Source organism: Chryseobacterium potabilaquae, from assembly GCF_902728265.1.
In the GTDB taxonomy this organism is placed as follows: Bacteria; Bacteroidota; Bacteroidia; order Flavobacteriales; family Weeksellaceae; genus Chryseobacterium; species Chryseobacterium potabilaquae.
On sequence record NZ_CACVBR010000001.1, the window covers coordinates 206,252 to 219,926 of the forward strand.

Below are 13,675 nucleotides of genomic sequence, written 5' to 3' on the forward strand. Positions count from 1 at the left end.
CAAAAAAAAGGAAAGAATGTTTATTATTAGTTCCTCTATCTACGGTTTCCAAAAAGACCAAACCGTTCCATTAAATACTGCAAGTTGATGTGCTACTGTATCATAAGCAATCATTCCCGCAGAAGGATTGATAATATTTAAATGAGGACTTGCTATTTTAGGCAAGATCATCGCTTTATTAGTATCCGAAAGAACAAGAATCCCAGACGTAGTATCTGTTGATGCATTGTTTCCTATAGCTACTTTTGCAGTAGCTATCTCCGTTTTTGAATCTTGCAAGCTTGTATCAACAACTCCTGTTGTATCTACACTTAGATCTACCCACGTTCCAGAACTAAGATACTTTACTTTTTTATCCGATATATCGTAAATTAAAGTACCATCTACAGCATTGAGTACTGATGCTGCAGAAGTGACCCACGGAAGAATCACCCCTCTATTTTCATTGCCAAATTCTAAAGAAACAGATGAGTTACTAACAGATGTCTTACCAATAGCCACCTGAGAAAAAAACATACTAAAAAATAGTAACAAGATTAGGACAATTATTTTTTTCATTTTGATAGGATTTAATAGTTGATTAATCTCGGCAGATAGAAACCTATACTGCCGAGATATAAAATATTAATTATTAATCATTCGGGACAAGCTTGTGTGCCTACAGATGACCAACTATATGTAGTTCCATTATCTGTAGTAGTATACACTTTCAAAATACTATTTGTTGTATCATATACCATCATTCCCTCAACAAAGTTAGATTGAGAAATACCAATAGGATTACCAGAGCTATCAAATGGTACACGGTTTAAGACAAAGCCTTTGGTTTTAGCCTCTAAGGCTGTCCAGGCTCCTTTTCGAACCATAGGCCAATTATCTCCACTACTGCCTCCTCTGCCTAAGGCAGTAATACCATTCCGAGTATCTAGTACAGTTCCTGTTGTTATTGCCGGTTTGTAACAGCTAGTACATCCCGAAGGCTGAATTGTATTATCTCGAGAACTTCCAATACCCTGCCCCACATCACTCCCTATATCTGCAGCACCTCCAGGATTCACAAGGTTAGGAACTCCATTAGTATTAATCCCTCCATTTGCTATTATATTAATACTTCCATCAGTATTCAATCGAGATAAAGTAACATTTTCATCTCCCTCTATAGCATCAACACAGCCGTCTCCATCAGAATCTAAGTCTAAATGATCAAGAATGCCATCTCCATCTGTATCAAGTTGACAATCTGCTATAAAGGATATATCATCAATAGCGAAATCATTATAATCAAATGTGGTACTTAAGTTCATTATCCTCGCCTCATACATTTCACTACTTGTCGCAGTAAAATTTATACTTAGTTTTTCCCATTCAGCTCCTCCCTGTACCCCGGTATTTGCATAAGCTACTTGCACACCATCTGACAATCTTACAATGCTCAACTCAAGGTTGTATGTATCAGAAGAAGTAGCTGCTGCATGCCAAAATGAATAAGCATAGGTATTCCCATTGGTAAGGTTTAAACTTTCCTTATAAAAAGTACCTACAGAGGTAGATCCATTGACAGCTAAATACGCATCATCTATCGCCCCCGTAGTATGTCCCGCATAATTCCATAATGCAGGACTGGAATGCCATTGTATATTCTTCGAGATAACAGCATATGTACCTTCCGGATCACCAGAAGTACTAAAGGTATATCCACCACCAGGAGAATGTTGAAGATCTCTAGCAGTAAGTGTTGTTCCAAAAGTTCCATTAAATTCTGCTGCTGTAACATTTCCACATCCTTCTTGGGAATCCAAGATACCATCATTATCATCATCAAGATCACCATTATTAAAAATCCCATCCATATCCGTATCCGTATCATCCGGAGAAATAGTCTGGCAAATATTATTATACGTCTCATTAACCTCTTGGTCAGATAATAAAAAATTTGATACTCTTATATAAGCAATATTGGTAGGAGATTGTTCATGTGTTACTGCAACATCATCTTTTATGAAGATAAAATTTCCTGAGGATGATAATTTATAGGCTCCTGCAATATCATTATAAGAAGATGCGGGAGACCCATTAATATATACTTTAACCAACCCTGTACTTCCATTTCTGGTAAGTGTCAGTAATACATAATCACTAGCCGAATTAGCTAATAAATCAGTTCCCACATCACCATTAGGATAAAAATTTAAATTATCCCCTAACCTATATATTCCTTTATCAACCATATTATCTGTTACATCGAGAATCCTTGCCCATCCTCCTTGATAAGGATTGAATTTTAAATAAATATTAACGCTATAATCATCATATAAGGAACCCGGTCCCACATTAAATTTCAATCCAGCATTATCAGCTACATAATACACATCTCTGTTTGTATTACAATGAGCAATAAAATCATTAATGAATTCATTAGAATTGTATTCTGTATTGTAAGCAACAGGAACTAATTCTGTCGTATTATCCTTGTCTATTAAATCATCCGTTAGCAAAAACTCTTTATCGATAATATCACCTACATTATAAATATCTACTGAAAGTTGATAATCCTCAGCTTCTCCAAAAGGAGTAGTAGGAGCATTCGTACTATCAGTACTAGACGTTGCTCCATTACCAATACTTCTTTCATCAAGAGTTATTCCTCCTGTTGCCACCGTAGTGAAATCATGTAGATCTACATCCGATAATCGTAATCTTAAATAAATTTTAGAAGTTCCGGAGGTAATCTGAGCAGTTTGAGCAGCTGTCCACGTAAGACTTAGTAAATATTTACCTCCGCTTAAGGTTGTGGTTGTGGTTGCAACTTCCTCTACCTGAAAACGACCGTCCCCATTAAAATCAAGCCATCCATATAAGTATTTTGTGCCTGTTAAAGAAACCGGAAGATTTACCGGCAAATTAATACTAAAAGCAAATCCACTATTTATGGAAATAAGTGATGGGTGTAAAGCATCTTCATCAGCTGATCCTATTGAGTTATCACCAACAGTATTATTTCCATTAGGAGAGGTTACTGAAGCCGGACCTACCTCAAAATCGATAAGAGAACCTAATGTAAATCCTGGCAAAGGAGCATGGACTGCGGGTAAAGCATTTCCATCCTTATCATTTTCGAAAGAGACAGGAGCATCCCCGTATTCATAGGTATTAACAACCTCAATTTGATAATCTTCTACCTCTCCATTTGCCGCATTTGCATAATTTGTAGCATCTCCTGCTGAGGTAGCTCCATTACCAATACTTCTCTCATCTAAAAGAGCCCCTCCTGTTGCTACTGTTGTAAAATCATTCAACGATCTATCGGATAACCTTAACCTAATATATAGTTTAGAAACTCCTGTAGCAATAGTAGAAGTCTGTGCGGTTGGCCATGTCAGAATTTGTGTACTACTTCCTGTTGTTCCAAAAGAAGTAGTAGCCACTTCTTCAACTTGGAATTTTCCATCATTATTAAAATCAATCCAACCATATAGATATTTGGTACCAGAAGGATTATTTACAGGAACATTTAGAACATAAGAAATTCCTTTTCTTATCGGGTTCAAAGAGACATCTATTCCATCCTCATCCAAACCATCTCCATTTATTCCATTGTTGTTAGCAATCGCAGATACGCTGTAAGGTGTCTGTTCAACATCAGGAACTATATTTCCTAAGGATAGCCCCGCCAATGCGATATGACCAGCAGGAACAAAATTCCCATCTTTATCATTATCATAAGAAACCGGAACATCTCCAAAATCATAAAAATCTACAGGAAGCTGATAGTCTTCAACTTCTCCAAAAGGGATAATAGGAGGATTAGTACTATCACCACCAGATGTTACTCCATTACCAATACTTCTCTCATCAAGAGTTTCTCCCCCTGTTGCTACTGTAGTAAAATCTTGTAAATCCAAATTGGATAATCGTAATCTTAAATAAATTTTAGAGGTTCCAGAAGCTATCTGATTAGTTTGAGCAGCTGTCCATGTTAACTGTAGATTAGCTGAAGTAGTACTAGAAGTATTACTAGTAGCGATCTCGCCTACTTGAAAACGGCCATCACCATTGAGATCAAGCCATCCGTATAAATATTTCCATCCACTTAAAGAACTTGGGATACTTATAGGAACTGAAATGGTATAGGACACTCCGCGAATAACACTTAATAAGGGAGCAAGTCCATCTTCATCTGCTCCATCTCCATTAGTCCCATTATTATCAGCCCCTAAAACCACACTGTTTGGAGCTGCCTCAAAATCGATAAGAGAACCTAGGGAAAATCCTGTTAAAGGGGCATGGACGGCAGGTAAAGCATTTCCTTCCTTATCATTTTCGAAAGAGGAAGGAACATCTCCGTATTCATAGGTATTAACAACTTCAATTTGATAGTCTTCTACTTCTCCATTAGACTCAGAAAGATACCCAATAAAGTTATCTGATGAAGTAGCACCATTCCCTATACTTCTTTCGTCTAATACAGCTCCACCATTTGCCGGCGTAGTAAAATCATTTAAAACTCTGTCGGATAACCTTAATCTCATATATAGTTTAGCTGCTCCTGGAGCAATAGTAGAGGTTTGCGTAGGTAACCAGGTAAGATTTTGAATGCTGCTTCCTCCCGTGGCAAAATCAGCAGTAGTGGCTTCTTCAACTTGAAATTTTCCATCATTGTTAAAGTCAATCCAACCGTACAGATATTTCGTCCCGGATGTATTATTTAAAGGTATATTAAGGGTATATCCCACTCCTTTTCTGATTTGATTTACAGAAACATCTATAGCATCTTCATCCATACCGTCACCATTTGTTCCATTATTATCAGCACCCAGTCCAACACTATTAGCTTCATATTCTGTATCTGGTAGAATATTTCCCAATGAAACTCCTGTCATTATTTTGTGTTTAGCCGGTACATGGACTCCATCTTTCGTAAAGTCATAATTAGAGGGTACATCTCCATAATCAAATATAGCCGCTGTAACACTTTCCCATGTTCTTCCCACATTGATACAATCCACTTCCAAAGTAGGAGCATTCGTAACATCTCCTTGATAAAGATAAACAGTAGCTAATGAGTTTATATCAGCAACTGAAGGTGCTGTTACAATATCCGAAATTGCAGGCTCAGATCCGGAAGAAGGATTGATATATAATTTTACCTGATCATTTTGAGATCCGGTTACAAATTCATATTTTAAAACCACCTTAATATTTGTATTAAAAGGTCTTACTAGGTTTTCATACTCAGCCGTTGTTCCACTCTTTCCTATTCCAAAACTAAATCCGGTTCCATTGGATCTAATATACAGACTTGCAGTAGGAGCAAAAGATCCTAAGGCAAAAAAGAAATCTCCTCCTGCCTGTGCATCAGAAACATTAACTATCATAGAAGAATAAACTCCCGGAGTCGATGCATTTAAAGTTGCAGCAGTGAAAGCATGGTAAAGATCCTCTCCACTATTAGCTAAGCTAACCTTATTTCCTATATTATCTCCTATGGTATTTGGATAAATAAGATTACCGTTACCAACCATAATAGCAGGAGATCCTACAGTTTGTTGTGACCAATGCGTATTGGTCAACAAGGTCCCGGGAGGATAATTAAAACTTTCTGTAAGAAAAGTTTGGGCATGAACCTTTCCTATCAAAGCCATCATCCCCAAGTAAATAATAAGGGATAAGCTATGGACATAAAGGTTTAAAAAGTTGTATTTTAATCTTTCCATAAAAATGAATTTTAGATTAGTACTATAGAAGTTTTATCGCTTATAAGAAACAAATTGCAAAAATTCATACCGCATTCTTTAATTATTCTTCCTGCTTATGATGTTAGTAAACCCATCATAATAACGATTAATACTATTTGCTCCCCGTTGTGCTTAATTATTTTTAGTTTTATGGTTATTTAAACATCTATTTCTATATTTCTATCGATATCTTTTCAAGTTATCTGCTATTCTATTGAATACATGATATACAGTCAACTTCACTTTATAAGTTGTTGATATCAAAAATCCTTCAGTCGTTTTATACATTTTTATTACTGTATTTCTCATGTTTTATCCATTTCTTGTTTCCAATTTTTTGGTTTTTATTTACTGCATGATATATTGTCAATCCTACTCCTATAATCAATAATGCAGGAATATACATTCCTATAGGCGCTGGATCTCCTGGTTCGGCTGGGACTTCATCTTCCTGAGCATACATACTTATAGATATTATCATACTGAGGATTAATACCATTTTTTTCATGTTTCGTCTAATTTGATTTTACTTTATGATTTTATTTTGTAATTTTTCTAATTATCAGTTGATTTCCTATTTTTATTTTCAAGAGATAATAGCCCGGAGCAACGGAAAATTTTATATTAGCTTGCCCTCCATTTAATTCTTTTACTAATCTTCCAGAACCATCATAGATGGATACTTTTTCTATTTTTTTCAAAGCCGATATCACAAATTCATCTGCTTCTCTATACACTTTCACCTCTTTTGATTCAGAGTTCAAACTTTCCAATACTTCTAAAGAAGGCTGTTTATATACTATCTCAAAGCGATTAGAATTTTCTCCTTCCTGAGCGGAAAATGTATAGGATTCGTTTTGTAAATTTGTATATGTCCCGAACTGTTTATCATGAAGATAAATAGCTTGTTCCCCCGTAAATATTCCTTCTGTTCCATCTAGAGAAATAGTGAAACTACCCGACTCAAGATGTTTATTCCCTAAACGAATAATATCATTATCATTAAAAGGAATTCTTCGTCCTTGAATAATTACTTTTTCTGTGTCTGCTAAGCTATAGAAAGCATCCGAACCTAAGCTTAAAGCTTTCGAATCGTAAGAATCATAAGCTGAAGAAGCTCCTTGCATGTAAGATACCGCCTGAGTAGTAAAAGTTCCATAAGGAGCAGTTAACCTCAACCAATATTTACCTTCCTCATTACTCTCATTCGTCTTATTATATGATACACCAGGAGAGGAATCCCTCATCGAATTATTGAAGACCAAATTTCCTGCACCTGACCCTTTTACAATCCATCCCTGGCCGAGTTTTGCTGTCGTATTAGTAGGGGCTGTGGTAGTAGGAGCTCCTACCCAAATTTGGCTCACTGCATTATAGGTCGAATAACCATTATTTTGTGTAGTATTTCCATTCTGGGTAATAACAGGATTTACGGAACTATCCCAAAACCAAAGAGTAGAGCCTATTAACGATTGATTGGCCAAGTAAAAGTTTCGAAGATTTATATTAGAAGGATAAGGATTCCCTACCAAATTATAATTCAAACTGGCTATCGTAAGAGGTACACTAATATTTCCATTATTAGGTATTCCTGTAAAAGTTACTGGTGCACTAGCATTAGGAATCTTTATTGAATATCCTATTCCTGGTGTGGAATTGGTAGGATTAGTAAGGGTATTGTAGTAATTGGTTGCTGTATTATATGTCATAGCGTATTGGGAAGTATAACCTGTATATAAAGTATATACATTCCTTTGCGTAATAGGAATTCCCCAGAAAACATACTTATCCACCTGAGCTCCATTATTTTTGTTTACAGAGAATGTTCCAGTACCATTGTATGTACTTCCAGTTCCTTGGATAAAGTTTCCTCCATCATTGATGGTTATATTTCCGCTTCCATTATAACTGCTGTTTCCACTTAAAGTATAAGTTCCCCCATTATTTAAAGTAATATTTCCTGAACCTGAATAAGAACTTCCTGAAGACTGAACTACGCTTTGGCTGCTTCCAAGCACAATACTTCCATTGTTAACCATATCTCCCGTGTTAACTGTTCCACTGGGTGAAAAAGTTCTTCCGTTGTTAACCGTGAGGGTTTGAGCAGTAAAACCAGCTCCCGAGTAGTTCCCATCAATAATCGCTATATAATCAATGGTAGGTACTCCGTTGCTCCAAGAACTGCCATTCCAGGTCGTGGTCGGAGGAGGAATCGCTCCTACATTAAAATCATCAAAAAAAGCCGAACCAATAATATTCTGACTGGAAACTATTTTAAAATCATTAAGAGGCATCGTACCTGTTGTCGCAGAACCACCTGTCCCTTTTACCGTATTGGACCAAACATCATATTGGTCTGCAGCCAATGTTTGCAGAACTCCATTAGGACCTATATATTTGATAGAAGAAGAACCATTATTAATATATACTGAAACAGTAATAAATTGGTTAGCAATCAAAAGACCCGTTCCCAATAATAAATCATACAGATTAACTTGGGTATGAATATTAGCTGCTGTAGGGGCCACAGTAGTCGTAGTAAAATTATCTCCTACATAAATAGAAGCCACGGAAGTGAGCCCTACTACAGAAGATAATTTATAATTGAATTTTAATAAGACCGTATTGGAAGAAGAAGCAAAATCGGTCTTTGTGAGATATCCGTTTCTACCTAATCCCAATTTATCAAACTTCAAGGATCCGGTATCGATACTCCAAGTTGATACCGCAATCCCCGAAGATATGTTGATCGCATTAAAACGGTTAGCCGCTCCTGTAGCGTAATCTGAAACCGTATTAGAGGAACTGAAATCCTGTGTAAAATAGGTTTGTCCCAACAAAGGGGTACTCAACCCCAGTATTGCAAATACAGAAGCAATACGCATTTTTTGTCGTAATTTTGTAGTCATGGTTAGTTGTAAAAAATTTAGTTTAGATAGATGAGGATGAAAGATTGGGTACAAAATTGATCCATACACTTATTTTTCTTATTCCCTCTCAAATCGCTACACCAAATAGCGTTTTTTCCATTCTGCTACCGTGTGACGGCTAAGCTTAAAATGCCTTGCAACCTGGGTATTATTTAAATGATTCTTTTTCTGATAATCTAAAATTTGTAAGATACTCGCTTGATTATAGGATCGGTGACTTTGATCAAATCTATCGGTTTCTTGATCTACAGGACCAAATATCCGTTTATTGAGTTCAATAATATCTAATACAGATAAATTTTCTTTATCCAAAAGACCTTGGCATTTACCTTTTTTTTCAGGGTATTTCTTTTCTAGAATATCACGAAAGATTAGTCGATAATTAACATTAGATTTTATCATGTTTTATATTTTTTATAATTAATAATCAAAGGGAAATATCATAAAAAGCTCCATTATCATTATACAGAGTAAACATTCCCTACGTTCTTTACTCAAAAAGATTTAATCCTCAATCTTTTTATATTTATCCATCCATTTATTAAGGGTACTAGAGGGAATACCGTACACCTGAAGAACCTCTTTATATTGTTTTTCTCCAAGCTCCAAACTTTCCAGGATAAACTCAATCATTCCCCGAGTGTAAATATTTTTACGAAACTCACCCTTCTTTTTTTGAATAGTGACCTTCTCCGAATCTTTTGTATTCACTCTTGTCTGAGGAGAATACAAAATAAGATGCTCCGAATAAATCCGGAAAAAATCATACCCCAAAAGCTTACTCCAAATAAGCAAAATCTCTGTATCTAATGTTTCCGCAGTATACATATCGGAGACCTCCTTCTCACTACAATTAAAAGTCTTACAGAGAAAAGAAAGAGAAAGCCCATTCTCTATTACTTTCAGTTGAATTAAATCCCCTATATGGATATATTTGAAATTGATTTTTTTGTTAATCATAATGGTGTCTTTTTTATTTGTTTTAAGTGATATCACTTAAAATATGGAAGATAAAATCCTATTTCAAAATGATATTCAATAGGCTAACAAAGAATAACTGGAGTAAAGAGTTCAAAGGTTATTGGTATAACCCTTGAACAAGGATGCAAAATATAGAATGATCAACATTCTTTTTCTTTATCAGATTATTCCGGGAGCTATTACACTTCTTTATTACTCCAAAGCCACTCCCTATTCTAATCATTTCCTGGGCTTTTATTCGACTGAATTATACATCCCATATATAAACCTTTAATACTATTCTGCTATACAACGAACCGGAAACCCGTAAGTACGGTTAGAGGTAGCTGCTGCAGTAACTGTACCGCTGTCGAAGAACAGGTCATAACCGAAGGTATTGACCTCACTGGAACTCCAATAGTAGCCGTAGTAGCCACGGAAGTCCAAAGCCCCGTTAAAGCCGGAGCGTACCCCAGAAGCTGGAAGAGTAATCTTATTGGTTCCACAACTATACGACAAAGCAGAGCCAAAATTTGTAGGATCCAGCACAAATGTTCCTTGACGACTTACAGAATTGTTGTTCGCTAAGTTTACCCATTCTGTTCTTGTGGGAACACGGAAGCCCGCAGGGCAAGGATCTAAGCCAGTTTTGACAGGAGCTATTTCAGTACCTGAATTCCAAGCGCTATTAGGAGCATTTTGAGTATTCCACCCGCTGATTGCTGCAGGAGGAGTATCAACCGTGGCAACGGGAACTAAAATACCCCATTGGTAATAATTACCGTGAATTTCTTTTACTGCAACATGGGGATCTAAGCTCGTGTCAGCTCCCAAATTATGAGTAGCCCAGGCGTTTGCATTTCCACACATTACCACAGTACCACCACTGCCAGATGTAGATACTACTTTAGAAACATTACAAGATATACTACCAAAATTAATGGGAATACTCATCGTAATAGCACTAGTTGGAGTACCTGTAATATTATAAACTAAATTCCCCGCACCTGTAGCCAAGGCTCCGGCAGGAAGAGTAAAGGTTAGTCCATTTTGATTAAATTGCTGTTGAGGATAAGTATCTCCATTACCTCCTAAATAAGGAACGGTAAGAGTACCGCTATAGGCTTGCCCTTGCGTAATAGCATTAGGCATAAACGTAGCGCTGCTACACGTAAGAGAAGTAACACTCGCCGTAAAATCATCCACAGGTACCGTAAATGTACAAGATTTTCCCGCTATCATAATATCAAAGCTTGCAGTACCCACTGCGGAAGGTGTTCCTGTAATCATGAGATGAAAGTTTCCATTACCGCTAGACAAACTTCCTCCCTGTAAATTAGCTATCAGACCGGTCACCCCTGCTGAATCAAACGCTCCAGCGAAATATGTTCCTCCATTACCTCCTGTATAAGGGATCGTAGTAGTTACTCCACTGGCTGCAATTCCTGAATGCAAAGTTCCCGTGGTGGTACTTCCTGTACACTGAAGAACATCTATATCTCCTGTAGGAACATTCGTAGAACACAAAGATCCCCATTTAGGCACTGATGGATCCATAGAATCATTTACCATAATACATCCCATCCCTCCAAAACAATCCGTACAATAGATCACAAGGGCTCGGGCAGGAAATTGTATCGCATCCATCTGGACCTTTGTCATACGAGGAGGTAAAAATCCATCTGTTGTACTGGTCAAATCCAATATAGCGGAAGGATCAGGGGAAGAAGTTCCCATACCAATTCTTCCACCCGTAAAACCTAAATTATTCCCATCCATTGTAACATGACGTGAGCTGGTCAACGTCCCATCAGTTCTATAAATTGTACCCACACTTCCTAATTTATCCCATCTATTCTCATAACCATCAAAGTAATAAAACCCAAAGTCATTGATATTCTGTGTTTGACCTGTTTGTTTATCCAAATCTGCAGGTTCATATACATATACCATAGATCCATGCTGATCCATACTGTATACATTAGAAGCTATAGCAGCAAACAATTGATTTCCAGTAAGACGGGGGACAATAACCCCTTCTGCTGTGCTTCCATCGGTATTTTTTGCTGTAACGTCAAGGGTAGCCTTCGGAGAGATCGTATTGACTCCTACCTGACCAAAAGCCGTTGCTCCAAAAAGCATGTAAAATAATAAGTTTGTTTTCTTCATTGTTATAGTCTGTTAATTTAATTCTTATCATAAGAGAATTTTACATAGTAATTATCTTTATAATTCATAGTTTTTAAAAAAGAGAACAGAGTTTAAATTGAAATATCATTCTTTGAATTTTTCTTAATTTTTTTAAATCTAATGTGGCTATCACAATGAGGCTTTTTATTTTATCGCTATCCCTTACAATATGGAAGAAAAACCTTTTTCCCATTATTATACTCTATCAAGTCTACCAAAGAATGGACGTTGAGTTTCTTAAAAAGCCGCTTTTTATATATACTTACTGTAGATTGGTGAAGCCCTAAGGCATTAGCAATTTCTAGAGGTCCACTTCCTTTGAGTAAATAACAATACACTTGTTTTTCTCTCTCAGATAAAATCTCTAATCCTACACGAGAAAAGGACTTGAGTTGATTTTTGTGGATCAAATCATACAGCAATTCCTGCTGATAATAATACCCACGTGTAAAAATAGAAGCAAGAGCAGTACGGATTTCGGATTCTTCATCGGACTTATAGACAAAAGCTTCGGCTCCCTCATAAAGATAACGAAGCATTACATCTTCTTTACAAGCGGTAAAAATCATAATTTTAAGATTCGAACTCCTCTCTTTTATCTTTTTTACCGGAGAATCATACACATCACCTAAGAGGGCAATATCCAAAATAAGAAGTATATACTCTTTTTTTTCCACCAGCTTCATAAGCTCCTCCTTATTATATGCTCTATCTATTACAATATCTTGACTCATACTTTTTAAAATAAAAGTCATCCCTTCCATAGACACACAATGCTCATCCGCAATAAGTACCATTTTATTCATTGTTTTATCTTTATTTAATGATATTCATTCATTTTAGAATACAGGTCAGTTATTCATGGGCAAACTCATTGTGTCGGGTTAAATCTTTTCTTTTAAAGTTTATAATACTTAGCCTACACTTTTGTATTACTCTCATTTGCATGGAATAGATATGAAAGAGAATTTTTTCTTCTTATCTTTTGACCGAATACAGAAGAAATATTATAGGTAACCCATCTAATCTTGGTTCAACCAGATCATGTATTCTTATTATTAAAAACCGGGAAGGAACGATGAAAACCTTCCCAGATAAAAAAACTTATGATAAAAACTAACTGAAAGCGATTTTATCCTTTATGAAAGTCAGAATTATTTTTTAAGATGGAAGCCTAAATAAAACCCACCATAACTCCCTAAATGTTAAAAAAATTGTATTATGTTTATTAATTCTATGTGAAATATTAGTAGGAAAAATATTTTGAAGTTTCTAACTCTTTTTTATTTACATCATTTTTTCAAAGAAAAATATTCTAAAGTACCTTGATTAGAAGCTTGGGTTTCAAAAATAATATCCAATTCTTCTTCCACTTCTTTAATATTACTTTCTATATCCTTCAGTTGATTTATTTCTGTCCCATCAAGTTGCTGTGACTCTATGGCTTTCATCGTTTCTTTAAGACAGTACAAATCCAATATCGTTTGGATAAATAAGATCGAACATTGATTTTCATCCTTTATATTTTTCATATTCTTTTTTTGTGATTCTTTAATAATGGGTTTATCTAATTTTATGCTTTGCCAAAAAGTGTAAATTTATTTCTTCATGTATGTTCAAAATAATTAAAGTCCAAGGGCTAACAAATTAACCCTTGGACAAAGGATTAAAGTGGTGACAAATTTTAATTACAAATAATGATTTTAATAAAAAATACTTATTATTATACAACATCTGAGATATGCGTCAGTACAGTGAGAAACATATTCTGATTTTTCCAAAACTCAAATTATATGTGAAATTGGTTGTAGTGTAATGGACAACTTTAATAAAGTCCTTTAATATGTTCCCAAAATGTAC

Annotated in this window: 9 protein-coding genes; all 9 read right to left on the bottom strand. The window is 35.7% G+C overall.

Features of this window, described 5'->3' with window-relative positions; genetic code table 11:
• Positions 1 to 39: 39 nt before the first annotated feature.
• Positions 40 to 558, bottom strand: a complete 519-nt coding sequence (locus CHRY9293_RS00750) for a hypothetical protein (RefSeq protein ID WP_122636883.1) — start codon at positions 556 to 558, stop codon at positions 40 to 42.
• A 77-nt stretch (positions 559 to 635) separates the two neighbouring features.
• Positions 636 to 5,714: a GEVED domain-containing protein gene (locus CHRY9293_RS00755; protein ID WP_162031155.1), complete on the bottom strand. Its 5,079-nt coding sequence runs from the start codon at positions 5,712 to 5,714 to the stop codon at positions 636 to 638.
• Between the two features lie 301 nt (positions 5,715 to 6,015).
• Positions 6,016 to 6,243, bottom strand: a complete 228-nt coding sequence (locus CHRY9293_RS00760) for a hypothetical protein (protein WP_162031156.1) — start codon at positions 6,241 to 6,243, stop codon at positions 6,016 to 6,018.
• Positions 6,244 to 6,274: 31 nt separating this feature from the next.
• Positions 6,275 to 8,644, bottom strand: coding sequence for a T9SS type A sorting domain-containing protein (locus tag CHRY9293_RS00765; RefSeq protein WP_162031157.1), 2,370 nt, complete (start codon positions 8,642 to 8,644; stop codon positions 6,275 to 6,277).
• Between the two features lie 96 nt (positions 8,645 to 8,740).
• Positions 8,741 to 9,067, bottom strand: a complete 327-nt coding sequence (locus tag CHRY9293_RS00770; RefSeq protein WP_162031158.1) for a helix-turn-helix domain-containing protein — start codon at positions 9,065 to 9,067, stop codon at positions 8,741 to 8,743.
• A 102-nt stretch (positions 9,068 to 9,169) separates the two neighbouring features.
• Complete coding sequence (locus tag CHRY9293_RS00775; protein WP_228455431.1) at positions 9,170 to 9,625, bottom strand: transposase; 456 nt, start codon at positions 9,623 to 9,625, stop codon at positions 9,170 to 9,172.
• Between the two features lie 297 nt (positions 9,626 to 9,922).
• Positions 9,923 to 11,794 (bottom strand): fibrobacter succinogenes major paralogous domain-containing protein, encoded by a 1,872-nt coding sequence (locus CHRY9293_RS00780; RefSeq protein ID WP_162031159.1) that lies wholly within the window; start codon positions 11,792 to 11,794, stop codon positions 9,923 to 9,925.
• A 176-nt stretch (positions 11,795 to 11,970) separates the two neighbouring features.
• Positions 11,971 to 12,621 carry a response regulator transcription factor gene (locus CHRY9293_RS00785; protein WP_162031160.1) on the bottom strand — a complete coding sequence of 217 codons (651 nt, stop codon included), beginning with the start codon at positions 12,619 to 12,621 and terminating at the stop codon, positions 11,971 to 11,973.
• 486 nt (positions 12,622 to 13,107) lie between these two features.
• Positions 13,108 to 13,347, bottom strand: coding sequence for a hypothetical protein (locus CHRY9293_RS00790; RefSeq protein WP_162031161.1), 240 nt, complete (start codon positions 13,345 to 13,347; stop codon positions 13,108 to 13,110).
• Between the last annotated feature and the right edge of the window lie 328 nt (positions 13,348 to 13,675).